Raw genomic sequence first — 22,753 nt, forward strand, 5'->3', positions numbered from 1 at the left:
TCCTTTATGGCTGAGTGTGCCCAATGAGTGCTTATCCATTGTCCGTCTCTCTTGCCTGACTGGACTCGCAACATAATATCGCCTCCGACCCGTATCGCAGCTTTCCACGGTGGGAAACGCGCACCGAGTTACTCGTAGCCGCCCTTAAGTCTGTCGATTTCACCGCCCAACACCCTAGCTAGACGTACAGAAGAGCAAGTAGAACTACGTAAATCCGAGCATACGCTATAACATATGCCTAAACATATGTCCCGCCATATGGCAAGACATATAACAGGACTGACGGGCACGCTGATTTACCGTTACGACTGCACTACCCTAGGCGTTTTTCAACGCCCGATACACCGTAGGACGGGTCACCCCGAATTCCCGCGCCAGAGCTGCTTTCGACTCCCCTACCAGTGTGCGCCGTTTAATCTCTGCTACCTGCTGCGGGTTTAGGGCGGGTTAGCAGCCCTCAACAGTGCTATACCCCTAACACGTTACAAGAGGCCCATAGAGGCCCCTAGCGTCCATTCTGAGAGCCTCCCAGACGTTCCAAGGGTAAAATACACCAGAGGAGAGGTTAAAACGCCCAGAATCGATTCTAGGGAACTCAACCAGAGGTTAGGGAAGTCAACCACAGGTTGATTCCCGATATCGCTCCTCGAGCTCCGCTCTGTGGGGCTGATTCCCGTTTATCGCTCCCTGAGCTTCGCTCATGGTGCTAGAGCGTTACAGCACCGCAGGCACGAGGAGCATTACCATCGGCTCAGAGGAGCACCTGAGCCTATCCAATGGAGTATAAATAATTATTAATGCAAGGTAGTCTACCTTGCTCTTAGGAGAGTAAAACCACCGGCCACTATGGCCGGGTAATAGCGGCGATAAGCCGCTTTATCAATAGAGGCCACTAGGCCGACTAAGGGGCAATAGCACTCGAGGGCTATTGCTACTATGCGGCCACTCAGGCCGCTGTATATCAGTGGAGGTCGATAGACCGACTAATCGCAATAGCGCTTTCCGGCTATTGCTCATGCCTAGGAAATAGATAAATACAAGGCGGCGATTTTGCCGCCTAAACAATATGCTCCTACACAACCTCCAGAGTCGGTTGCTACTCGCATAACGCAACGGGCTTAATATCCATAAGCCCTTATGCTTTATCCGGTCGATTACCAGCCCGACGCTTTGGAGGTCGGGCTAATAATCTCCCTGTGTTTAATCGTTCATTCATAAGCACGAAGTAATCGTGCTCATTCTTTCACTTCCTATGCTCACAATCACGGCTAGACCATAGCCGTAATTATTCGCTTCCCTACGCGGGCGCTCATTGCGCCCTTCTAGGGAATAGATAAGTGGGGGATACTATAAGGGGGGTGCAGTGTGCATGTGCACGTCTGTGACCAGGGGAAATGCAGAAGAGTGCACACCCTAGGTGTGCATTTTGTAACCCTGTGACCTGCATAAACAGAAAAAGTGCACACCCTACATTTTCAGCTTAGGGCCGGGAGAATATACACCGTTGGTCTTGTTCTGGTTCTTCACCAAAAGTCCGATACTCACAAGCTCCGGAAGTTTACGAGCGCTCAATGTGCGAGCAGTTGTTCCAACCTCAGAAGCAATATCCTCAGCTACACCCGTAACAGTAGAAGCCTTAGACCGTGCAGCGAGTCGGGCAATCCGAGCATTCTTATCCAGAGTCTCATTATCCCTCTGCTTTGGTGCTGGTTTCTCAGCCTGCTCTTCAGCCACAACGATGCCCGGGTCGATGATGCGGAAATTGCGTGCCACGCCCTGACCATAACGGCTCTTAGACCTAAGCTCCCTCAACGGCTCAGAAGCAAACTTAGTATTCCCCTTGGTGAACACCTCAACCTCGCACCTTGAGAACTGAGTGACGCCAGAATTGCCCATAGGCCGGTGTGACACCTGGCCCTGGAAAGTAGAATCCGACGAATGAGCTACCACGATAGTGGGAACGTTCAGGCTACGCACATGCTCTTGCCAAAACTTTTGCCACGGCTCACGGGCGATAACGTCACCATCAACCACACCCGTAGCATGGTCAACAATCACGTAGTCATAGCCGATATAACGCACAGCTTCTGTAATCATTCCCCACTGGCCCGGGGTGATAACACCAGCGTCAGCCATGTACTCCACCGCGCCGGTGGCGTTAATGTTATGCAGCCGTTGCTTGTACTCGAACTCAGCCTTAGCATCAGAACAAATAACCAACCCTTTTAACCCGCTCTGGGCTGGTTTAATATCAAAAAAGTTCCTGCCATCAAATAAGCTGGCGATTATGTTACTAATAACCATTGATTTACCAGCCGAAGCTTGACCATAGACAACGGTATTCGTAGTGCACACAACACCGGGAATAAGCCAATTATCCGCCTGTGTAGGCAGGCCTAAATCCTCATCTTTAACGATGCCCAGAATGTCTCTCAGAACCTCCGGTGTATCGAATAAACTCTGCTCCATATTTCTTAAAACACTCCTTCTAATCTAAATAAACAAACAACGGCCATTAGAGGCCTCTAGCACCACAGAGCGAAGCTCGAGGAGCGGTTAACGGCCTCATAGAGCGCCTAGCGACACTCCAAAGGGGTAAACATACCGAAACCATGTTCTAAGGCCTTAAAACGGCTCTCAGGACATGTGCTGAATATCAGGGTGCGGACTAGCCACCAGCTCACCATCAAGCTCGAGCAGCAAACCATCCTGAACCAACTGCTCCAGCATCTGCTCGAGACTCCAGCCCAACTCAGCCGCTGCATCCTCGATGCTGACTAGCTGGTTAGCTTCCTCGTTCCAGGCTTCTACCGCTTCACTAGCCGACTCATAGAGTCGCTTTTGGATTTCTAACTGAACTTCCGGGGTACGAGGTAGAGCGGCGAGCTGTTCATCGGTTAAGCAGTGCAATTTCTCCATCGTTACTTCTCCTCTGTTTCTGTCTGAATCACAATCTTGTGCCCCTCAGGCACCTTCTCGAGTACCTGCACAGCACGAGAAGCGCCTTCCCCAGGCTCTAACTCCGAAACAACACCCGGAATATTCTCGTAAGAAATCTGTACATCCGGAGCTTCACCACGTTTACGGTTCTCCCGATGTTCGAATGTGACCTTAACCCCACATTCCCTGAGGTAAGCGTTTCTTTCTACAACCGAGGAGGCCTCCCACCAATCACGGATCGTTTGGCCGGTGGGCTCCCAAACCCAACCAGCGGGCCTAACACCTTCAGCTTCGAGTTGGTCTAGACGCTCTTGCATTGTCTCGATATTCGATGTAATTGCATCGAACGCGGTAGTACCAGCACGGTAACGAGGCAACTCGTTAGCAAGCTCACGAATACCAGCCTCAAGCTCAGCAAGCTCTTCGGAGTGGTCAACACCCTCATCCCAGACCTTTACAGCTCTTACACTGTCCCCGAGCAGACCTAGGAATGAATTGGTAACCGTATCTTCGATGAACTCTTCATCAACCTGCAAGGTCTTAGTAGAACATTTACCGTGCTTGCCTAATTGAGCAGTGGAACAACGGTAGGTAGGTCTACGTCCATTGTTCGGACTCATCTTATAAGCAGGATTACCGCAGATACCGCAAAACAGGACATTGAGCAACAGGGAATGCGAGCGGGCTGAAACATCAACTTCTCGAGAAGCAAGCTCCTTGCACACCCTTTCCCAGGTGTCCCGGTCTAGGATGGCCGCAGCACGCTTTACCGGGGCTCCATCTTTCACCACAACCTTGGCTTCGGGCTCATAAATCTTCTGGCCGCTCCTATTGCGCTTTGGCTTACCGCTCTTATCCAGAACAGGCTCACGAATCATCGCATAGCCCAACATTGCCTTCGAGGTAATCATGCTCTTGAGCCGGTTACCGCGCCACTGACTCTTACGCGGCTCACGGCCTTGACGCGCATCATTCAACGCCCTAGGGGTTAACTCACCCGCTGCATTAAACTGCCTGGCAATCTCGTTCATGCTCACGCCCTGGAGCACAAGCCCCGCTGCCTTATGAACCTGCTTAACCTGTACAGGGTCTGGTTCAACCTTCCATCCACCAGAACTATCTTGCACTGGCCTATAGCCCCAGGAGGGCACAGCGCCCCTGTACTTGCCGCTAATAATGCGGTGGTGTTGGTCTGCTCCAGTACGCTCCCTAATCGCTGCAAGTTCAACTTCGGCAAAAGAGCCTACGAGCATCGCCATAATCCGGCCCATGTCAGTAGTGGTGTCAATATGACTTTCGGTAGCCGACTTTAGGTAAACGTCTCTCTGCTCACACCAGCCCATAAGGCTAGAAAGCTGAGTCATGCTACGGACCAGGCGGTCTAGCCTCCAGAAGACTATTACGTCGAACTCGTGGGAGCGTCCAGGGTCATTATCCTTACCAGAGCCCAACCATGAGCCCAGCTCTGGACGCTCGAACGGTGTAGTGGCACCAGCACTTACGTTAAGGTCACTAGCAACTCCTACTACCTCCCAGCCCATTCGCTGGCATAGTTCCCTGCACTCCTGCTCTTGCCTCTCCGGGGAAGAAGAGGCTTCCATTAGTCTAGAAATACGCACTACTACCAGTGCTTTTAGCTTATTATCCATCATGGTATAAATCTTAGACTACAGAGTATTCGATGGTGCTCATCCCCTCGTCATTGCGGATGAGCTGGGAATACTTATTTAGTGCGTGCATGATTAGTGTCCTTTCACGTGAGGTTTAGAGAAGTTGTGCGCCCAAACTGATGACTACGGGCGCAAGTCCTAGAACGATGAATGCTGGCAGGAAGCACACCGCCAGCGGGAGGGCGATAAATACTCCTGCGCGCTCCGCCTGCGCCGTGGCGTGGGCGGATGCTTCCGCGCGCAAGGAAGTACAGATTCGTTGGCATCCGGCCGCGATGGTGGCGCCGGATTGGCCCGACATGATGACAAGCTGCGCTAAGTCCTCCAGCCCCGCATGGCCCTTCATGTGGCCCCACGCGGACTGCGCGGGAACGCCCACGCCGAGCAGCGCGGCGACGGTCTCCCACAGTTCCTTGGTCTGGGCATCCGCGGTGCGGGCCACCGCGGTGGTGGCGCCGTGCACGGATAGCCCCGCGGCCAGGCATGCTGCGAAGAGTTCGACGTCGCCAGCTACTGCCAGTGGGTCCAGCGGTGCTGCGGGCTTCAGCTTGCTTATCAGTCCCCCGCGCGCGGTCGGGCCATCGCGCGGGGTCTTGGCGGTGGTCTCGGTTGCGCTGGCAGGCGCCAAGCGGGCGGTGTGCGGCGGCAGGCCAATAAGGGCGGCCAGGGCCACAAAAATGAGCGGGGTCATGCTGCCGCCTTCCGGATAATGACGCGCGACCAGGCGAACCCGCCGCAGGCCAGCGCCACGCCCGCCACGAGGAGGATGCCGCCTAATCCGCCGCCTAAAAGGAAGCCGAGGGAGTTGGCACCCATGGCCCCGCCCATGGCGATGCCGGCTATGGGCAGGCATGCGAGCACCGTGGCGGTGGCTTGGGGGCCTTGCAGGCTAGCGGCGGTGGATTGCTGGTGGCGTCGGGAAGCGTCGAGGCGGCTTTGGGCTTGGTCGAGCAAGCTGGCCACCGCTATGCCGTGGTAGGTGGATAGCTCTAATAAGTGACCTAAGCGGTGAAGCTCTGGCAGAGCCTTGCCGCCCTGCGCTTCTATCAGCGCCATGTGCGGCGGCGCACCGCGCGTGGCGAGGGTGGCCGTGGATTCTAGTGCTGCGGATACCTCGCGCGGGGTGGTAGCTGGAAGGGACTCCACGCCGCGGGCGAGCGCCCCAGCCAAGGTCGCCCCTGCACGCAGGTCCGCGGTGACCACGCCCAGGTAGGCGGCCAGCCCCTCGCGGCCGCGCCGCTCTGTCCGTGCGGCCACAATATCCTTCGCGTACCAGGACACACACCACGCGATAATGGCGGCAGCGATGGCGATGCTAATGCGTCCCACCGAGTAGAAGACCAGGCTGCCGCAAAAGACTGCGCCTAGGATCACCACGGAGCTGGCCTGTGCCCGGCGCGTGGCTGAGGCCAAGCGGCCGGCACTCGAGGGCGCGGGTATAAGCAGCGCAGCAGCAAGGATGAGGTAGCTAAGCATGGCTGACCTCCCCGGCATGCTCGCCCAGCAGCTGCGCGGAGAATTCCGCGAAGCCGTCTGCCGGGCCATCTTCGGCGCTCCAGATGATGCGTGGGGTCACTGGGTTTCCCTCGAGCAGGCCGATATGGGCGAGGCGGCGGCCCTGTGGGGTGCGCTCCATGGCTAGCACCATGTGCACAGCCGCCGCCAATTGCGAATGCAGCGCCGCGCGGTCCAAGCCGCCGAGGGCGGCGAGAGCCTCCATGCGGGCTGGGACTTCAAACAGGGAATTGGCGTGCAGCGTGCCGGCGCCGCCGTCGTGGCCGGTGTTGAGCGCGGCGAGGAGATCCACCACCTCGCGGCCGCGGATCTCTCCCACCACGATGCGGTCCGGCCGCATGCGCAGCGCTTGGCGCAGCAGTTGTGACATCGTGACCTCGCCGCTTCCTTCCGCGTTGGCCCGGCGCGAGACCACGCTGACGCAATGCGGGTGGTGTGGGGAGAGCTCGGCGGTGTCCTCGATAACGAGGATGCGTTCGCGCTCGGAGACGGTTCCCAACAGCGCGGAGAGCAGGGTGGTTTTGCCGGAACCAGTGCCGCCGATGACTAGAAAGGAGATGCGTTTGTCCACCACGGCGCGCAGCAGCGCCGCGATGTCTTTTGGCAGCGTGCCATTGTCTACAAGCTGGGGCAGGGTGGTCTGCGCTTGGCGCAATACGCGCAGGCTCAGGCAAGTCCCGGCCACTGCGGGCGGGCTCAGCAGTGCGTGGACGCGCAATACGACACCATCGGGGCGAGTGACGCGGCCATCGGCAAAGGGCTGCGCATCATCGAGGCGCGTGCCTGAAGCTGCCGCAAGCCGGCTGGCCAGCTGGCGGACCTCGGCATCATCGCGGAAGGTGATATCGGTGCGCTCGAGGCCTTCGCCGCGGTCCATGAATACCGCGTGTGGCCCGTTGACTACGACGTCTGTGACACCCTCGCGCCCCAGCACCGCATCGAGCGGGCCCATCCCGGTGGCGTCTTGGCGCAGGCGGCGCAGCAGGTCGAGCACTGCAACGTCACTAATCACGCCGGCTTCTGCGCGAATGCGCCGGGCCAGAGCTGCCGCATCATGCACCAATTCGGGCTCGGCGGCAATGATGCGCTGCATCTTTTCCAGCGTTTCTTGTGCTGCTTTATGCTCGCTCATACGCCGACCTCCTCGAGGACCGCGCGGGCGGCCTTGCGCAAGGGTGCGGGGAGGCGCTGCGGCAGGCCGCCGATTTCCACCGCGCGGGTGAGGCCCCGGAGCGTCGGCAATTCTGCCAGCACCGTGCTGTGGACGATGCGTTCTACTTCTGCCGCGCTTAACGACGCCCACTGGCGTTGCCGCAGCACCACCACGCATCTGCGCCGCGCAGCATCGAGACGCACCAGAAGTTGCGCGGCCGACGCGGCCGATCGCACCTCCGCGGCCACCACGATGACCACGTGGGTACAGGCATCCGGGATAGTCTCCGGGGTGCAATCCACCACGCATACCCCTTCGCCCGCATGGGCCGCCCCTACCACCCGGGCAAGCAGGTCCATGTCCAAGCGGAAGGGATCCGCGACGGTGCTGCGCGCGGCCGAGAGCACCGCTACCCCATCAGGCGTGGATGGCAGCGCGCGGTAGAGATCGGCGGCATCGATGCTGCCATCGCCCACGGTAAGCTCCGGCCAACGCGCCCCCGGTTCCGCTTCTACGCCGAGCAGGAGGTCGAGGCCGCCGGAGTATGGGTGGGCGTCGATAAGCAGGGCGCGACCGTCGGCTGCGCACTGGGTGCGGGCCAGCGCGGCCGCGAAGGTAGAAGCGCCCACCCCACCGCTCGCGCCAACCACGGCGATGGTCGCACTGCCCGGCCACGCTTCCTGCGGCGCGCCCGCCGCGGCGATGCTCGCCAGCAACTCCTTCACCTGGGCGGGGATGATAAAGGCGCTCTCCGCGTGGCAGGCGAGCGCCGCCTCGTAGTCAATCGGCCCGGGGTCCGCGGCCAGGAAAAGCACGGGCGCAGGCGCGGTGTGGGTGCGCCGCGCTGCTGCCACCACGCGGGCCATCAAGGAATCAACCAGCACCGCATAGGCGCCGGGCAAGCTGCGCGGGACATCGCGGGGATCGGTTACGGTCAGCACATCGTGGCTGGTCGCAGCCGCGGCGTGAACGGCCTCGGCGCGCAGCGCTTCGTCACCAATAGCGACAACGATGACGGCGGAATCAGGGTGTAATGCGTTCATGCCTCATAGCCTGAAGCAGTCGCGCAACCGCAGCGAGGCTCTGGCAGCAGCGTTGTGGATAACCCGCCAGACGTCACCATGTGGACCTAGTTTGGTTGTCGTTTCAACCAAAAATCTGTGGATAACCCGCTCCGCACGGCGGTAGATATAGGTGACGGCCCGCGCATCGGGGGGTGTGCGCGCGGGCCGTCAGTAACCCGGCCTCGGGGGGGTGAGCCGGGGCAGGCCGCACAGTATATCGGGGCCTTGCACGCATTATTATGACATGTTCGCCACCCAATCACAACAGCTAACAGCAGATTTCCACGGTCACGGCGCTGACCTGCACCGAATGCATGTTCACTCAGCGCCACCCCCACGCGGGTTCCCAATCCCACATTAGTGACATACAAATCACCGTTAACGCCAGCCACTTCTACACCAGCAAGCGCTGAGGGCGGCTACACTCGGCAGCACATCATGCCTACTTCCCGCGAGCCCCGTCATCCCCGCCCCGCCAGCGCAACCCGCACCGGCGGCGACCCCGCACGCACCGCGGCGTTTTTCGATCTCGATAAGACCATCATCGCCACCTCCTCGGCCTATGCGTTTGGTCGCGAGTTCCTCCACAACGGGCTCATCTCGCCGGCCGAAGCACTGCAGCTCTCACTTGCTAAGGCCAGCTATATGTTTTCCGGCCTGACCAGCGAAGGCATGGATTCCACCCGCGACCAGCTCACTGCACTGGTCACCGGGTGGTCCGTGGACGAGGTGCGCGCCATCGCCCGCGACACCATGCATCACGTGGTCACGCCCTTCATTTATGCCGAGGCCCGCGAACTCATCCGCGCCCACCGCTCCGCTGGCCACCACGTGGTCATCGTCTCTGCCTCCGCGGCCGTGCTGGTGGACATCATCGCAGAGGAACTCGGCGTCGAGCACGTCATAGCCACCGAATTGGCAGAGGAAAACGGCCGTTTTACCGGCGAGGTGCTCTTCTACTGCAAGGGCCCCACTAAAGCAGAGGCCTTGGAGCGGACCGCAGCGGCAGAAAACCTCGACCTTAATGCCAGCTACGCCTACTCGGATTCCGCTACCGATGTCCCGATGCTGGAAAAGGTAGGCCACCCCGTCGCCGTCAACCCGGACAAGCAACTAAAGCGCCACGCCCTCGCCCACGAATGGGAGATCCGCTCCTTTAAGGACCCAGAGCCGCTCCTGCCTGCACCGACCGCCAAAGAAATTGGAATCGGCGCCTCCGTTCTGGCAGGTACCGCGGCAGTTATCGGCGCTGGCCTGTGGCTCGCCCAGCACCCGGGCCGCCCCGGCCCGCCCAAGCGGGGCCCACGGCGCGCCTCCTAGGCCGCGCGGGCAATCGCGTCGGCTTCTTTGCCGCCGGCGGTCCAGGCGGCGAGGTGGGTTAAGAGGGCGTCGGCAAGCGCGGTGCGGTAATTGCCCACCGCGGCGGCATACTCGGCGCGGTGGCGGGTGTAGTAGACCTCGGGCACGGCGAAACCGCGCGGGTCAAAGCCCGTATGCACCGCGGCGAGGCGGGAGGCAACGCGGGCGACGAGGCCACTGCGAGGGCCAAAGAACTCGCCGACGGCAATCTCGGCATGGACCACACTCGGCAGCAAGAGATCGAAGGCGGGACCGCCACCCTGCGCGATGAGCCGGCCCAGCCCTTGCAAGCGCGCACTCTCGCCGGCCGGAATACCAGTGCCGCCGGCCGCGACGTCAATGCGCGCCAGTACCTGCAACGGTGCCCGGGCAAAGGAGCGCACCGTGGCATCTAAGAGTTCCGGGGCGGCCACGGAATAGGCGCTGACAGCGCTGGCCAGCGGCCCTTCTTCCATATCTTCCGGTCCCGGATGTGGGGGGATGGCGTGGCCGTCCAGCGCCACGCTGGCACGGGCGCCGCGCATGAGGGACTCCGCAGAGATAACCTCAAACTTGCGCAATCCTGCAGGTCGGCGGTGTGCGCGGGCGATGGCAGCGGCGGCCTTTTCTGCACTTTCTTTCACCCCCGGCAGGCGAAACAGCGGGGATAACGCGTCATTTTCTGACATATCCATTAGGATAGCCGTGGAAGTCCCTAAGTATGCGTGGCACCATGGGATAATAGTGATTCCATTATTATTGGGGACATTACAAGGTTTAGATAAACGCGAGGAGAATTAATCGTGAGCAACGATGGACTTTTTACCGACGGTACTGATCAATTTGCACCGAAGGTGAACTCTATCCCTTTGAGTGACGTGGATACGTCCTCGTCCGAGACCTCGGTAGGCCAGCTGGTCTCCAACGCCACCGAGCAGATGTCCCAGCTCGTGCGCTCCGAGGTGGAGCTAGCCAAGACCGAGCTGGCAGAGTCCGCTAAGAAGGGCGGCATCGGTGCAGGCCTCTTCGGCGGCGCAGGCACCATCGCACTGTATAGCTCCTTCTTCTTTTTCTTCTTCCTGGCCGAGCTTCTCGCCGTCTGGCTGGACCGCTGGGCAGCGTTCCTGATCGTCTTCCTGATCATGATCGTCCTCGCCGGCATCCTGGCCTTCATTGGCCTGAAGAATGTCAAGCAGGTCAAGGCCCCGCAGAAGACCATTGATTCCACCAAGGAGCTCAAGAACCTGGTTCCGGGCAAGGCGCAGAAGTCCCTGGACCGTAAGAACACCCACGGCCTCTACACCTAAACCGGCAGGCGCCACGCGTACGTGCACCCCTCTATCCGCCCTAGCTAGCCTGGGGCGGATTTTGTGTACTTCCTCCCCTTTTCTCTACCGTTTCTGCCCCAACTATAGAAAGGCGGCACCATGGCCTTCGCACCCCTGCCTCCCTCAACGGTGGAGCTGGATGGACCTTATGCGCATGAGTTCGTCCACACCCGCGGCATCCGCTTGCACGTAGCCACGGCGGGCGATAGCACGCAGCCCCTAGTGGTGCTTATCCACGGCGCTTTTGGCGGGTGGTTCGATTATCAGGACGTCATAGCGCCGCTTGCCCAACGCGGCTTCCACGTCGCGGCCGTGGATATGCGAGGTTTTGGCATGTCCGATAAGCCACCCATTGATCCGGGACAGGATATCCGTACCTTGGTGGGCGATATTAGCGGGCTGATCCAAGCCTTGGGCCACGACGACGCCTTTGTAGTAGGCGCCGATACCGGCGGCGCGGTGGCTTGGTGCCTGGCTGCTGAGCGCCCTGAGCGGGTGCGCGGCCTGGCCTCCATTTCCGCCGCCCACCCGGTAGATCTGCGCCGCGCGATTGCCGCCCGGCCGTGGGATTTTGGCTGGATTAACCTGCGCTCGCTGCTGTGCCGCCTGCCGCGCGTTACCCGCGCCCAAAACCTGCTGCTTAGCCCCCGCGCCTATCGCAAGGAGCTGGAGCTGGATACGGGGCCTTTGCTTGCCGACGCCACCCTAGACCGCATCCTCGATCTCCGCCTGCGCGCCTCCCGCATCGGCAGCGTCCGCCGTGGAATCTTGTGGAACCACCGCATGCGCACCGCCGTGGTCCCCTTGACCTGGGTGGAACTGGCAGTAGAGCGTCCCGTTCTCTTCATCCACGCCCAACAGCGACTGTGGAACCCTGTGGTCCGCCGCGCCGCCTCGCGCGCCCGCCGCGGATTCACCGCCACGACCGTCCCCGGCGCGAAGAACCTTCCTCACCTGGAAGCACCGGCGGATTTCGTTTCCATGCTGGCGGCCTGGCTACAAGAACATAACTAGTGCGCCACGCACTCCCCGGTATCAACCGGGTGGGTAAGCTGCGTGATGTCTCCGATCTGGGCGTTGACCTCATCGGCGGTTAAGGCATAGCCCGTCTCGGAATCATCCACCGAGGCGCCGAAGACCACGCCGAGGACCTCGCCGGCCGTGTTGACCAGCGGCCCGCCGGAATTTCCTTGTTGGATCTTGCCGCGCACGGTGTAGGAATCGCGTTCCACGCGACCATGCGAGTAGATATCCGGGCCGGAAATGGTGATGCGATCGCGCACGCGCGCCATCTCGGCGTCGAAAGGCCCGGAGTGCGGGAAGCCCATGACCATGGCATCATCGCCCGTCTGGGCTGGGGCCTGGGCCCATGGCAGTGGATCGATGCCCAGGTCGCGCGAGTGCAGCACCGCCACATCCACATCCGGGTTGTAGTAGACCACGGTCGCGTCCTTAAGGCCCACCTTGGTATCCAAGCGCACGGTCTGCGTGCCGGCCACGACGTGAGCATTGGTGATCACGTAGTCATCGGCCGCCACGAAGCCGGAACCCATGAGGCGGCGGGAGCACTCTTCGGCGTCGCCAAGCACGTGAATGATAGACGGCCGCATGCGCCGCACCATCTCCGGATCCTGCACGTCTGGGTCCGGCTCTTCTACTTCCTCGGTGCTAATCGAGTTTTGCCACGGCGAGACTAGCGGCGGCAGGCCGGACTCGTTGAGCATCGCCGCCACCCCATTGGGCAGCGACGCTACCTGCGCCGGTGCGGCCGAGTTGAGGTTGCCCAAGATGCGGGAATCGCGCAGGCCCTGGCCGGCCGCACCGCCTAAATTAGTGGCCACGGGGATAGAAATCAGCCATATAACCACCAAGGCGGCAAAGGCTTGAAAAACCGCACCCACGGCAGAATCGAGGCGCTGCGTCTTGCGCGCTTTCATGCGATCGCGCACGCTGCCGCCCAACGAGGACCCGATAAGCTGCCCGATGCCCACAAAAAGCACCAGGATTCCCACCAATAGCAGCAAGCGCAGCGAGGGCTGCTCCACCAAGCGCAGGGCGGCTGGGGCCACGGCAATGCCTAGCACTACCCCAGCGCCCACACCTATGGAGGCCAATACCGCCGCGAGGGCGCCATTGCGCCACCCGCTCAGGAGCGCTATGAGGACGGCGACCACAATCAGGCCGTCAACGAAGAGCGCAGGAGTCATGGCTATGGGTTCTTTCTATCTGGGGTTTAAGACGTATACGTACCGCGGCACCAGCGGTTAGGACATCTTCTCATTATTGCGGGAGTTTGTGAGGGAGTCACGCAGGTCCATGACTGAATTGTTATCCCATGGCACGCTCCATCCGGAATGCTGCAAAAGCGCCGAGAGCACGCCGGCGGTAAAGCCCCAAATGACGTAGCCATTGGCGTGAAATGCTGGTCCCTGCCATTTTCTAAAGCCCACCATGAAGCGGTTGCGCGGATCGACTAACTCCCGGATCGGTACGAGAAATACATCATCGGTCTCATCGGGGCTGGCGGGATAGACCTCCCCCGGCTGGGTCCAATGCGCCAAAATCGGGCTCACCGGATTGCCGGTGGCGCGAATATGCAGCTGCTCCCACTGCTCCAGCGGGGTTACGGAGTTGCGCTGCAGGTCCGTTTCCTCCCAGGCTTCCCGCAGCGCGGTATCCACCAGGGAAGTATCCGCGGGATCCCGGCGGCCGCCGGGAAAGGCAATCTGGCCCGAGTGCGAGCGCATGGACGGCGAGCGATGCGTGAGCAAGATGCTGGCCTCCTCCGCGCTCTCACCGCTCAGCAGCATGAGCACGGCCGCTTCCCGCTTGACCGGCACCTGCACATTGGTGCCATTGAGGGACGAAGCCTGGCGGTTGCCAATGAGCTCTTGCACTTGGCTGGGGTCTACCCCCAGCGCCGGCTTGAGCCATTCTGGCGTGCGCTCGGGAAGGAGTTGACTCATGCCGCAATCGCCTCCTCCACGGCCTTTTCAATCTCCGCTGCGGAGCTAAACGGCTGCGCAAATTGCTTGCGCACCTCGCCGTCCTTGAGCACCACGGTCACCGGCACCACGCCCGGCAGGCCCAGCTCACCGGCGAACTTATTATCCGAATCTTGGAAGCTCGGCAGCTCCACGCCCAGGTCATTCAAGAAGGCTGCACCACTTCCCGCGTTCTTATCCGCGTGCACGCCTACGACCTGCCAGTCCGGGTGCGCTTCCGCCACATCCTGCAGATAGGGAAGCTCCGCGCGGCACGGCTCGCACCACCACGCCCACACGTTAACCACGGATACGCCCTCATCGGCCGGCTTTCCGGCGGCCGCACCGCCTAGGCACTCCAGCTCTACCCCAGCCACAGTGCCGGCCGGGCAGTCTGGGCGCTGCGGGACTTCTTGCGGGGAAGCCTCGCTTGGCGACGCCTCCTCGGATCCGTCCCCACCCCGCAACTGCGAGACCCCAGCTACCGCAATGACGGTGATGAGGATCGCGGCAATCACCGTGCCAAGGACGTAGTTCTTCATACCGTTAGCCTAGCGCCCACGAGCGGCTGGACACATATCCCGCAGAACACATGCTTCGCACTCCGGCGTGCGCGCATGGCAGACCTGACGCCCGTGGAAGATGACGCGGTGCGAAAACATCGTCCACTCTTCCTCCGACACGAGCTTAGCGATGTCCCGCTCAATCTTGACCGGGGTCTTCTCCCCCGTCAGCCCGAGCCGCTGCATGAGGCGGCTAAAGTGCGTATCCACGGTCAGCCCAGGAATCCCGAAGGCATTTCCGAGCACCACCAGTGCGGTCTTGCGACCAACACCGGGCAAGCTGGTCAGTTCCTTGACCGTGCGCGGGACCTCGCCTTGAAAATCTGCCACCAGCTTCTCCCCGATGCCCAAAAGGTGACCCGCCTTGGCGCGCTGAAAGCCCAACGGCCGCAGGATGCTCTCCAAGTCCGAACGCTGCGCAGCCGCATAATCTGCCGCCTCGGGGTAGCGGGCAAAGAGTTCAGGGGTCACCGAATTCACGCGTTCATCCGTGCATTGTGCGGAAAGAACGGTGGCAATGAGCAGCTGCAGCGGGGAGTCATAATCCAAGGCACACCGTGCATCCGGATATTCCTGCGCCAAACGCCGATTTACTTCCGGTGCGCGTAGCTCCGGCGCGCTGGCCGCTGACAGTGCTGAATTCATGGGGTTTAGCTTAGTAGACTAGGAAAACATGATTTCACTCGTGATTCTGGTACCACTTGCCATCGCCCTTTTCGCCCTCCTTATGGAAAAGCTCGAGGCAGTCGTTTTTGCTGACTAGGCCGCAAAACTGCTGGCCTGAACCGTGCACTAGCACGAGTAGAGTTTCTATAGTGTGACAAAATTTCTGTGAAGTACCAAAAGTGACCAATTACACTGTAAGATGAAACGCGTTACACAGTGACCCCGCTTGTTCCGCATTGTCGAGTGCATGAAAGACCGCACCCAGATGTGGCACAGGCTCATCTATGGACTTTCGTAGTCGACATCCAAGGAGTAAAACGTGGAAGGCGTACAGGACATCCTCTCCCGCGCCGGAATCTTCCAAGGCGTTGATCCCGTTGCAGTGCAGCACCTTATCGAGCAGATGGAGACCGTGCGCTACCCGCGCGGAACCACCATCTTCGACGAAGGCGAGCCCGGTGACCGCTTGTACATCATCACCTCGGGCAAGATTAAGCTCGCCCGCCACGCCCCGGATGGCCGCGAAAACCTGCTGACGGTCATGGGCCCATCCGATATGTTTGGCGAGCTGTCCATCTTCGATCCGGGCCCGCGCACCTCCTCCGCCGTGTGTGTGACCGAGGTTCAGGCCGCCACCATGAACTCCGAGCTGCTCAAGAAGTGGGTTGGTGACCACCCCGAAATCGCTCAGCAGCTGCTGCGCGTGCTGGCACGCCGCCTGCGCCGCACCAACGCCAACTTGGCTGACCTCATCTTCACCGACGTTCCGGGCCGCGTGGCAAAGACCTTGCTGCAGCTGGCTAACCGTTTCGGTGTTCAGGAAGGCAGCGCCCTGCGCGTGAACCACGACCTCACCCAGGAAGAGATTGCCCAGCTGGTGGGCGCTTCCCGTGAGACCGTCAACAAGGCGCTGGCCACCTTCGCGCACCGCGGTTGGATCCGCCTCGAAGGCAAGTCCGTGCTCATCGTCGATACCGAGCACCTCGCCCGCCGCGCTCGCTAAGACCGCGCCAGTTCGCTACCCCGCTCCGGCGGGGTTTCGCTGGTTTTACCCCCTTTTAACCAGTTCCGCACCGCACTTGTGGCCACGGTACGCTCCACTCCGCACCGCCTGCAGGCCCCACCGCGGCCATACGTCGGCCCTGCGCTCCTCCTGCCTCAGCCCACAAACACAGTTAAGCCCCTCTCCCCACCAAAGAGGAAGAGGGGCGAACGGAGACAGGCTTATTTAGCCTCGCCGTCCAAGTACTTCAGCGCGGTGCGCGTGGACTGCTCCGCAGCGTGGCGCAGCACCGGGTCCACGTCGTCATACATCTCGTTGACCAGGGTATTCAAATCCACATCATCGCCTAGGCGGGAGCGGATCTCCTTAATCTGGTCAAGGCGGTAGTGGCGGCGGTCAATGTACTTGCGGGCCACCTGCGAGGTGTCATCCAAGTCCGGACCGTGTCCTGGGAACAGCGCAATATCCTTGCCGCGCTCTTCCAAGGTGTCGAGGGTCTGCAGGTAATCAGCCAAGTTACCGTCCGTCTCCGAAAGCAGAACGGTGTGGCGGCCGGCGATGGTGTCACCGGAGATAATGCCTTCGAGGCGGGAATTTCCTACCTCACCGCTCCACGCAAAGAAGCAGGTGGAATCCGCGGTATGGCCTGGGGTGTGAACGACCTCGAGACTTGGGGTGATGCCATCGAGGGAGATGTGCTCGCCGTCCTGAAGGGCCTCGGCACCATTGCAGTAGCTCGGATCGAAGGCGCGGATGGGGGCGCCAGTCATCTGCCGCAAGCGCTGTGCGCCCGAAGCGTGGTCATCGTGGCGGTGGGTAATCAAAATCAAAGCCACCTCACCTGCGTTGCGGTGCACAACGTTGAGATGGCCTTCATCCTCGGGACCCGGATCCACGACGATCGCCCGAGAGTCTTCAGCGGCGCGAATAATCCACGTATTCGTGCCCTCAAGGGCGGTGTAGCTGGGGTTATCACAAAGGACTACGCCAACGGACTGGCTGACGGGACGCAATTGACTATATGCGGGGTGCTCCATAGTTACTAGCCTATCCGATCAAGCAGCAATTTCTACGATTAGTTCGATCTCTACCGGGGCGTTTTTAGGCAACGCAGCTACGCCCACGGCGGACCGGGCATGCTTTCCAGCATCCCCAAAGACCTCACCGATGAAATCGGAGGCACCATTGATAACTACCGGTTGGTCTCCATAGGCCGGATCGGAGGCCACAAACCCCACGATTTTTACCACGCGGGAGATATTGTCCAGGCCAACTTCGGCATCAATAGCGGCAAGCGCATTCAGCGCCGCGATGCGTGCCTGTTCCTGGGCTTGTTCCGTGGTGACTTCGGCGCCAACCTTGCCGGTGAGCGGCAGGGCGCCTTCTACGAGGGGAAGCTGGCCAGAGGTCCAGACCTGATCACCCACGCGCACGGCCGGCACATAGGAAGCTAACGGCTTGGCGACGCCCGGTAGCTCATACCCCAGCTCCCGCAAGCGAGCATGAAAGCCCATTTACTCTGCCACCTCGCGCTTGAAGTAGGCCACGACGTTTTCCGGGTTAGGACCCGGGGTGACGGTGACCAGTTCCCAGCCATCTTCACCCCAAGAATCGAGGATCTGCTTGGTGGCGTGGGTAAGAACAGGTGCGGTTGCGTATTCCCATTTAGTCATGGGCCCATTCTAACTATTAAATACGCCCCACGCCGTCTAAATTCTTAAATCCCGACGAGCTCGCCGCCTTGGGCCAAGTAGTGAGCCCAATCCGTGATGTGGGGGTTCTTGCGCAGCAGGGCTCGGCGCTGACGCTCGGTCAGCCCGCCCCAAACACCGAACTCGACGCGATTATCCAGGGCGTCAGCGCGGCATTCGGTTAGCACCGGGCAGTGGCGGCAAATGACGGCCGCCTTGCGCTGTTCCGCACCGCGAACGAAAAGAGCATCCGGGTCGCCCTTGCGGCATTTGGCCTGGGTGACCCACTCACCACGCTCGGGATTTCGGGCTGTATTAGACATTCCAGCAGTCTTCACACGAACGGTCATGGGTGAGTGTGCTCCTTCCCAGACGGAATACTATGTAACGCATCTAAGTCTATTCATCCAGGTAGAAGATTGTCTAACACGTCACACTTTAGGGGGTGCGAGTGATCTTCCACCTACCAAGGGCGACCACGTAGGGTATGGGGCGTGACTGTCATCAAATCTTTGGCCAAGATAGCCCTGTCTACGGTCTTGGTAGGCGCGCTCATCGCCCTGGCTCTTGCCCCCTTCGCGGGCATTTCCGGTGTAGCGATTGCCCGCACTAACGAAACCATGCAATCTGACCTGCAAGATCTGACTGCCGGCAATATCCCAGGCGTCACCACGATCAAAGACGCCAAGGGCAAGGACATGGCTTATGTCTTCAGCCAGCGCCGCCACCCGGTGGAGAGCAAGAAGATCTCTAAAGCCATGAAAAACGCCATCGTCTCCATTGAGGACGAGCGCTTTTATGATCACGAAGGCGTGGACTTCCAAGGCAATTTCCGCGCCCTGTGGACCAACCTGACGTCGGGCGGCGTCTCCCAGGGCGCTTCCACCATCGATCAGCAGTACGTCAAGAACTACCTCTTGCTGGTCTCTGCCACCACCGATGAAGAGCGCGCCGCGGCCACCGAACAATCCGTGGCCCGCAAGCTGCGCGAGATGCGCATGGCCACCAAGATGGATGCGGAATTGGATAAGGATGACATCCTCACCAACTACCTCAACCTAGTGTCTTTTGGTAACCATGCCTACGGCGTCGAGGCGGCGGCCCGCACTTACTTTGGCACCCATGCTTCCGAGCTCACGGTGCCGCAGGCAGCGATGCTGGCCGGCATGGTCCAATCCTCTGAGCGCCTCAATCCCTATACCAACGCGGCGGAAGTAACCGAGCGGCGCAACCTAGTCCTGCAATCCATGGCGGATAACGGCCATATCAAGCAACAGGAAGCGGATAAGTATAAGGGGGAGAAGCTGGGCGTCGGCAAGAAGCCTAAAACGCTAGCCAATGGCTGCATCGGCGCCGGCGACCGCGGTTTCTTCTGTGATTATGTGCTGAAATACCTGGATAAGAAGGGCATTAGCGAGGAGCAGCTGGCGCGCGGTGGCTACACCATCAAGACCACCCTGGACCCAACGGTGCAGGATAAGGCCCTCGAGTCCGTCCAAAGCCATACCAATCCGGATGCCCCGGGCGTGGCTGAAGTCATGAACGTCATCAAGCCCGGTAGATCGGACCGCAAGGTACTGGCCATGGTCTCCTCGCGCGACTATGGCCTAGACCTGGATAAAAATGAGACCATCCTGCCACAGCCCTATTCCTTGGTGGGCAACGGTGCAGGTTCCGTCTTCAAGGTCTTTACCGCCGCGGCCGCGCTCGAAGCGGGCTATGGCATCAAAAACACCGTGGATGTGCCCACCCGCTATGAGGCGGAGGGCCTGGGCCACGGCGGCGCTGCCGGCTGCCCGGCGAACCGCTACTGCGTGGAAAACGCTGGTGCCTATAAGGCCACGATGACGCTGCAGGAAGCGCTGGCGCACTCCCCCAATACGCCGTTTATCAAGCTCACGGAGCAGGTAGGCGTGGCACCCATCGTCGATATGGCCGTGCGTTTGGGCCTGCGCTCCTACGATGACAAGGGCAGCTTTGATAAAGAGACCTCGATTGCCCAGCACACCAAGGACGCCAACTCCGGCTCCTTCACCTTGGGCCCGGACCAGGTCAACCCGCTGGAGCTTTCCAATGTCGGCGCCACGCTGGCCGCGGATGGCAGGTGGTGCGAGCCCAACCCCATCTCCCAGGTCACGGATAAGGAAGGCAACGAGGTCTATCTCAAGGAAACCCCGTGTGAGCAGGCCGTTGATAAGGGTGTTGCCCGTGCGATGAGCAACGCCCTGTCCGAGGACGCCAAGCAAGGCACGGCCAAGAATGCCGCCCAGGCGGCCGGTTACTCCAGCCCTATCGCGGCCAAGACCGGTACCACCGAGTCCAACCAGTCCTCCGCATTTTTGGGATTCAACGAGGGCATTTCCGCCGCGCCGTATATCTATAACGATGGCACCTCCACCGTCCCGCTGTGTACCGGCCCGGTGCGCCAGTGCGCGGGTTGGGGCAACCTCTACGGCGGCTTGGAGCCGGCGCAGACCTTCTTCAGCATGGCTACGCAGCTGCCGATAGCCACCAAGGCCGGGCTGCCGAATTACAACAAGAAGTACGACAACGGCACCACGGCCGATAAGACCCTTGATAGCCTGCGCGGCAAGTCCGAGGCCGAGGCCCGCCAGACCTTGGAGTCCAAGGGCTACGTGGTCAAGACCTCCCGGGTTATCGGCGGCAATGTTCCTTATGGCCGCGTGGTTCGCGCGATTACCGGCAAGGACGGCAAGAAGAAGGGCGCGGAGATTACGCTGCAGCTTTCCGACGGCGCCGGGGCCTCCCAATCCCCTTCCTCCGGCGTGGCCGACGCCGACTCCACCGGCGCACAAAATAGCACCGGCGGCGGTAATGCCGACGGTGCTACGAGCCCGGGCCGCTCGACTGGCGACACAGGCGGCAGAACGGGTAACGGTGGTGGCGGTACCGATACCGGCGGCGGGTTCTCGCCGGAAGACTTTGGCATCCGCCAAGAGGACATCGATAGCTTTGCTAACGATGTCCGCAGCCTCCTTGGCCGCTAAGCCTCGCCCGTTGCGGTCTCGTCCGCTTTAGCTCAGCTGGGACTTGACCTCAGCGGACAGGCGCTTGCCATCTGCCTGGCCGGCGGCCTTGGCATTGGCCACCTTCATTACTGCACCCATCTGCTTCATGGTGGGTGCTTCGCCGTTTTCGGCCTCTACCTCCGCGATAGAGTCCTTCACTAGGGCCTTAAGCTCGGACTCGTCCAGCTGGCGGGGTTGGTAGGCCTCGAAGAAGGGGACGTCGGCAAGCTCGGCTTCCGCCAGCTCCGGACGGCCGTTTTCCTCATAGACCTCGGCGGACTCGCGGCGCTTTTTAATCTCGCGCGCAATCACCTTGAGGATATCGGCGTCCTCCAGCTCATGCCGGGAGCCATTGGTCTCCTCGGCCTGGATGGCGGCCAGCAAGGCGCGGATGGCGCTGGTGCGCTGCTTCTCCTTGGCCTTCATTGCGGTTTTCAGATCTGCACGGATGGTTTGCTTTAGCTCGCTCATGCCTATCAATGTACGCCAGGTAGTGTGGTAGCCGTGAAACTTTTACGTATTCTTGGCGGCCTCACCGCTGCCGGCCTGGGCGCCGCGGCATGGGGCTATAGCGAACTGACCAAATTCGAGCTCAAGGAATATACGCTCCCCCTCCTGCCCAAGGGCACGCTGCGCGGTAAGTCGGAATTTCGGCTGCTGCATCTGTCCGATCTGCATATGATCCCCGGCCAGGAGACCAAGATTGCCTGGGTTTCTGCCCTCGACGCCCTAGAGCCGGACCTCGTGGTCAACACTGGCGATAATCTCTCCGACCAGCAGGCCGTTCCCGATACGTTGCGCGCTCTCGGTCCTTTGCTGGCTCGCCCCGGCCTCTTCGTCTTCGGCACCAATGATTACTGGGCACCGCAGCCGGTCAATCCCTTCAAGTACCTGCTGGGCAAAAAGCGCGAGCCCTCCTATGTGGACTTGCCGTGGCGCGGTATGCGCGCCGCCTTCTTGGAGCACGGCTGGCGCGATGCCAACCAGGCCCGCCATGAATTCAAGGTGGGCAATGTCCGCCTTGCCGTCGCCGGCGTGGACGATCCCCACCATGATCTAGATGACTACTCCGAAATCGCCGGCCCGCCCAACGAGGACGCCGACTTGTCCCTGGCGCTCCTCCATGCCCCCGAGCCCCGCGTGCTGGAAAAGTTCGCGGCCGACGGCTACCAACTCTCGCTGTCTGGACACACTCACGGCGGCCAAATCTGCCTGCCCGGCTCCCGCGCACTGGTAACCAATTGCGGCATCGACCGCGACCGCGTGCAGGGCCTCCACGACTTCGGCCCGATGAAGATGCATGTTTCCAATGGTCTGGGCACCTCCAAATTCGCCCCGGTACGCCTTTTCTGCCGCCCTTCCGCCACTCTGCTGAAAATCACCGAGGTGGACTAAACCCGGCCACCTGCCGTTTTGTTGATTGCGCTCAGCTTGCGTTAAAGTATCCAGGTACCGCTTTTCAAGGCGGAACGCCGGGATATGGCGCAGGTTGGTAGCGCGCTTCGTTCGGGACGAAGAGGTCGCAGGTTCAAATCCTGTTATCCCGACCAACAGCCCGCAGCTTTGCTGCGGGCCTTTTCGTTGTTACGCCAGCATCCCTACATTTCCCCGGGTGCTCTTGAGCGCTGAACTTAAACCTCGCTGAAAAGTCAGATGTTTTTCACCTAGACCAAATCCACTTATCAAGGGGGTTAAGTAGCAGAATGTGTGTCCGCTCGGCGTGTCGCGGGCGGGTACACGGTTAGTTACTTCATGGGGCCTTTTCTGATTCCTATCGAGTGTTCGTACTCGGTTGGGATAGCGTTGTCG

The 22,753-nt window shown here is 60.6% G+C and carries 23 protein-coding genes, 1 tRNA gene and 1 pseudogene; 7 read left to right on the plus strand and 18 right to left on the minus strand.

The genetic code is table 11. The annotated features are described in order from the left end of the window. Positions 1–318: 318 nt before the first annotated feature. The 8 genes and pseudogenes from MHY08_RS11680 to ssd all read right to left on the minus strand — a co-directional run. Positions 319–435: pseudogene (locus MHY08_RS11680) on the minus strand (helix-turn-helix domain-containing protein); the annotation flags it as partial. Positions 436–1,467: 1,032 nt separating this feature from the next. Then, entirely contained in the window at positions 1,468–2,469 is a 1,002-nt protein-coding gene (locus MHY08_RS08730) for an AAA family ATPase (RefSeq protein WP_239236308.1), read from the minus strand. 168 nt (positions 2,470–2,637) lie between these two features. Then, positions 2,638–2,919: a hypothetical protein gene (locus tag MHY08_RS08735; protein WP_239236309.1), complete on the minus strand. Its 282-nt coding sequence runs from the start codon at positions 2,917–2,919 to the stop codon at positions 2,638–2,640. Between the two features lie 2 nt (positions 2,920–2,921). After that, the gene (locus tag MHY08_RS08740; protein WP_239236310.1) at positions 2,922–4,592 is read right to left on the minus strand and encodes a recombinase family protein; all 1,671 of its coding nucleotides are present in this window, start codon (positions 4,590–4,592) and stop codon (positions 2,922–2,924) included. A gap of 112 nt (positions 4,593–4,704) precedes the next feature. Next, a complete protein-coding gene (locus MHY08_RS08745; protein ID WP_239236311.1) occupies positions 4,705–5,301 on the minus strand; it encodes a type II secretion system F family protein in 597 nt (198 codons plus the stop codon). Further along, positions 5,298–6,086 (minus strand): type II secretion protein F, encoded by a 789-nt coding sequence (locus MHY08_RS08750; protein WP_239236313.1) that lies wholly within the window; start codon positions 6,084–6,086, stop codon positions 5,298–5,300. The genes MHY08_RS08745 and MHY08_RS08750 overlap by 4 nt, the downstream gene beginning before the upstream one ends. Next, complete coding sequence (locus MHY08_RS08755; RefSeq protein WP_239236314.1) at positions 6,079–7,257, minus strand: TadA family conjugal transfer-associated ATPase; 1,179 nt, start codon at positions 7,255–7,257, stop codon at positions 6,079–6,081. Before MHY08_RS08755 ends, MHY08_RS08750 begins: the two co-directional genes overlap by 8 nt. Next, positions 7,254–8,321, minus strand: a complete 1,068-nt coding sequence (gene ssd, locus MHY08_RS08760) for a septum site-determining protein Ssd (RefSeq protein ID WP_204610425.1) — start codon at positions 8,319–8,321, stop codon at positions 7,254–7,256. The genes MHY08_RS08755 and ssd overlap by 4 nt, the downstream gene beginning before the upstream one ends. Before the next feature lie 459 nt (positions 8,322–8,780). Between ssd and MHY08_RS08765 the strand changes: the two genes are divergently transcribed. Then, entirely contained in the window at positions 8,781–9,662 is an 882-nt protein-coding gene (locus MHY08_RS08765) for an HAD family phosphatase (RefSeq protein ID WP_239236315.1), read from the plus strand. Here the strand turns inward: MHY08_RS08765 and MHY08_RS08770 are convergent. Further along, the gene (locus MHY08_RS08770) at positions 9,659–10,375 is read right to left on the minus strand and encodes an oxidoreductase (RefSeq protein WP_239236316.1); all 717 of its coding nucleotides are present in this window, start codon (positions 10,373–10,375) and stop codon (positions 9,659–9,661) included. The two genes, MHY08_RS08765 and MHY08_RS08770, sit on opposite strands and share 4 nt — an antisense overlap. Before the next feature lie 108 nt (positions 10,376–10,483). Here MHY08_RS08770 and MHY08_RS08775 point away from each other — a divergent pair, with 108 nt between their 5' ends. Together MHY08_RS08775 and MHY08_RS08780 are read left to right on the plus strand one after the other, a co-directional pair. Further along, the gene (locus MHY08_RS08775) at positions 10,484–10,987 is read left to right on the plus strand and encodes a phage holin family protein (protein WP_370658409.1); all 504 of its coding nucleotides are present in this window, start codon (positions 10,484–10,486) and stop codon (positions 10,985–10,987) included. A 120-nt stretch (positions 10,988–11,107) separates the two neighbouring features. Then, positions 11,108–12,022 carry an alpha/beta fold hydrolase gene (locus MHY08_RS08780; protein ID WP_239236317.1) on the plus strand — a complete coding sequence of 305 codons (915 nt, stop codon included), beginning with the start codon at positions 11,108–11,110 and terminating at the stop codon, positions 12,020–12,022. Here MHY08_RS08780 and MHY08_RS08785 read toward each other — a convergent pair. From MHY08_RS08785 to nth, 4 genes are read right to left on the minus strand one after another with little or no spacing between them, the layout of a single operon-like run. Further along, positions 12,019–13,215, minus strand: a complete 1,197-nt coding sequence (locus MHY08_RS08785) for a MarP family serine protease (protein ID WP_239193749.1) — start codon at positions 13,213–13,215, stop codon at positions 12,019–12,021. The genes MHY08_RS08780 and MHY08_RS08785 overlap by 4 nt on opposite strands. 57 nt (positions 13,216–13,272) lie before the next feature. Then, positions 13,273–13,974, minus strand: a complete 702-nt coding sequence (locus tag MHY08_RS08790) for a CoA pyrophosphatase (RefSeq protein WP_239193747.1) — start codon at positions 13,972–13,974, stop codon at positions 13,273–13,275. Then, complete coding sequence (locus tag MHY08_RS08795) at positions 13,971–14,534, minus strand: TlpA disulfide reductase family protein (RefSeq protein WP_239236318.1); 564 nt, start codon at positions 14,532–14,534, stop codon at positions 13,971–13,973. Before MHY08_RS08795 ends, MHY08_RS08790 begins: the two co-directional genes overlap by 4 nt. Positions 14,535–14,543: 9 nt before the next feature. Beyond that, positions 14,544–15,200 carry an endonuclease III gene (nth, locus tag MHY08_RS08800; RefSeq protein WP_239230271.1) on the minus strand — a complete coding sequence of 219 codons (657 nt, stop codon included), beginning with the start codon at positions 15,198–15,200 and terminating at the stop codon, positions 14,544–14,546. Positions 15,201–15,540: 340 nt separating this feature from the next. Between nth and glxR the strand changes: the two genes are divergently transcribed. Beyond that, positions 15,541–16,224, plus strand: a complete 684-nt coding sequence (gene glxR / locus MHY08_RS08805; RefSeq protein WP_005323128.1) for a CRP-like cAMP-activated global transcriptional regulator GlxR — start codon at positions 15,541–15,543, stop codon at positions 16,222–16,224. A gap of 221 nt (positions 16,225–16,445) precedes the next feature. Here the strand turns inward: glxR and MHY08_RS08810 are convergent, their stop codons facing one another. The 4 genes from MHY08_RS08810 to MHY08_RS08825 are packed head-to-tail and all read right to left on the minus strand — an operon-like array spanning position 16,446 to position 18,265. Further along, on the minus strand, positions 16,446–17,261 hold the full coding sequence (locus tag MHY08_RS08810; protein ID WP_239236319.1) for an MBL fold metallo-hydrolase: 816 nt from the start codon (positions 17,259–17,261) through the stop codon (positions 16,446–16,448). A gap of 18 nt (positions 17,262–17,279) precedes the next feature. Further along, positions 17,280–17,738 (minus strand): RidA family protein, encoded by a 459-nt coding sequence (locus MHY08_RS08815; protein ID WP_239236321.1) that lies wholly within the window; start codon positions 17,736–17,738, stop codon positions 17,280–17,282. Beyond that, entirely contained in the window at positions 17,739–17,897 is a 159-nt protein-coding gene (locus MHY08_RS08820) for a DUF4177 domain-containing protein (RefSeq protein WP_005323131.1), read from the minus strand. 44 nt (positions 17,898–17,941) lie between these two features. Beyond that, positions 17,942–18,265: a WhiB family transcriptional regulator gene (locus MHY08_RS08825; protein WP_005323132.1), complete on the minus strand. Its 324-nt coding sequence runs from the start codon at positions 18,263–18,265 to the stop codon at positions 17,942–17,944. 144 nt (positions 18,266–18,409) lie between these two features. Between MHY08_RS08825 and MHY08_RS08830 the strand changes: the two genes are divergently transcribed. Beyond that, on the plus strand, positions 18,410–20,923 hold the full coding sequence (locus tag MHY08_RS08830) for a transglycosylase domain-containing protein (protein WP_239193737.1): 2,514 nt from the start codon (positions 18,410–18,412) through the stop codon (positions 20,921–20,923). A 27-nt stretch (positions 20,924–20,950) separates the two neighbouring features. On the opposite strand, the gene MHY08_RS08835 is transcribed toward MHY08_RS08830, so the two are convergent. Beyond that, positions 20,951–21,415: a GatB/YqeY domain-containing protein gene (locus MHY08_RS08835; RefSeq protein ID WP_204610441.1), complete on the minus strand. Its 465-nt coding sequence runs from the start codon at positions 21,413–21,415 to the stop codon at positions 20,951–20,953. A gap of 33 nt (positions 21,416–21,448) precedes the next feature. On the opposite strand from MHY08_RS08835, the gene MHY08_RS08840 reads away from it, so the two are divergent. Together MHY08_RS08840 and MHY08_RS08845 are read left to right on the plus strand one after the other, a co-directional pair. Beyond that, positions 21,449–22,339, plus strand: a complete 891-nt coding sequence (locus MHY08_RS08840; protein ID WP_204610443.1) for a metallophosphoesterase — start codon at positions 21,449–21,451, stop codon at positions 22,337–22,339. A gap of 78 nt (positions 22,340–22,417) precedes the next feature. Further along, positions 22,418–22,494: transfer RNA gene (locus MHY08_RS08845), tRNA-Pro, on the plus strand. The last annotated feature ends 259 nt before the right edge of the window (positions 22,495–22,753 follow it).

The organism is Corynebacterium sp. ACRPJ, from assembly GCF_022347345.1.
In the GTDB taxonomy this organism is placed as follows: domain Bacteria; phylum Actinomycetota; class Actinomycetes; order Mycobacteriales; family Mycobacteriaceae; genus Corynebacterium; species Corynebacterium tuberculostearicum_D.

Bases quoted from the DNA above. Each gene is read 5' to 3' on its own strand.
- MHY08_RS08810 (WP_239236319.1), bottom strand. From the start codon at position 17,261: ATGGAGCACCCCGCATATAGTCAATTGCGTCCCGTCAGCCAGTCCGTT.
- MHY08_RS08750 (WP_239236313.1), bottom strand. From the start codon at position 6,086: ATGCTTAGCTACCTCATCCTTGCTGCTGCGCTGCTTATACCCGCGCCC.
- MHY08_RS08730 (WP_239236308.1), bottom strand. From the start codon at position 2,469: ATGGAGCAGAGTTTATTCGATACACCGGAGGTTCTGAGAGACATTCTG.
- MHY08_RS08825 (WP_005323132.1), bottom strand. From the start codon at position 18,265: ATGACCGTTCGTGTGAAGACTGCTGGAATGTCTAATACAGCCCGAAAT.
- MHY08_RS08740 (WP_239236310.1), bottom strand. From the start codon at position 4,592: ATGATGGATAATAAGCTAAAAGCACTGGTAGTAGTGCGTATTTCTAGA.
- MHY08_RS08735 (WP_239236309.1), bottom strand. From the start codon at position 2,919: ATGGAGAAATTGCACTGCTTAACCGATGAACAGCTCGCCGCTCTACCT.
- MHY08_RS08765 (WP_239236315.1), top strand. From the start codon at position 8,781: ATGCCTACTTCCCGCGAGCCCCGTCATCCCCGCCCCGCCAGCGCAACC.
- MHY08_RS08780 (WP_239236317.1), top strand. From the start codon at position 11,108: ATGGCCTTCGCACCCCTGCCTCCCTCAACGGTGGAGCTGGATGGACCT.
- MHY08_RS08820 (WP_005323131.1), bottom strand. From the start codon at position 17,897: ATGACTAAATGGGAATACGCAACCGCACCTGTTCTTACCCACGCCACC.
- MHY08_RS08770 (WP_239236316.1), bottom strand. From the start codon at position 10,375: ATGGATATGTCAGAAAATGACGCGTTATCCCCGCTGTTTCGCCTGCCG.
- nth (WP_239230271.1), bottom strand. From the start codon at position 15,200: ATGAATTCAGCACTGTCAGCGGCCAGCGCGCCGGAGCTACGCGCACCG.
- MHY08_RS08815 (WP_239236321.1), bottom strand. From the start codon at position 17,738: ATGGGCTTTCATGCTCGCTTGCGGGAGCTGGGGTATGAGCTACCGGGC.
- MHY08_RS08795 (WP_239236318.1), bottom strand. From the start codon at position 14,534: ATGAAGAACTACGTCCTTGGCACGGTGATTGCCGCGATCCTCATCACC.
- ssd (WP_204610425.1), bottom strand. From the start codon at position 8,321: ATGAACGCATTACACCCTGATTCCGCCGTCATCGTTGTCGCTATTGGT.
- MHY08_RS08785 (WP_239193749.1), bottom strand. From the start codon at position 13,215: ATGACTCCTGCGCTCTTCGTTGACGGCCTGATTGTGGTCGCCGTCCTC.
- MHY08_RS08745 (WP_239236311.1), bottom strand. From the start codon at position 5,301: ATGACCCCGCTCATTTTTGTGGCCCTGGCCGCCCTTATTGGCCTGCCG.
- MHY08_RS08835 (WP_204610441.1), bottom strand. From the start codon at position 21,415: ATGAGCGAGCTAAAGCAAACCATCCGTGCAGATCTGAAAACCGCAATG.
- MHY08_RS08755 (WP_239236314.1), bottom strand. From the start codon at position 7,257: ATGAGCGAGCATAAAGCAGCACAAGAAACGCTGGAAAAGATGCAGCGC.
- MHY08_RS08790 (WP_239193747.1), bottom strand. From the start codon at position 13,974: ATGAGTCAACTCCTTCCCGAGCGCACGCCAGAATGGCTCAAGCCGGCG.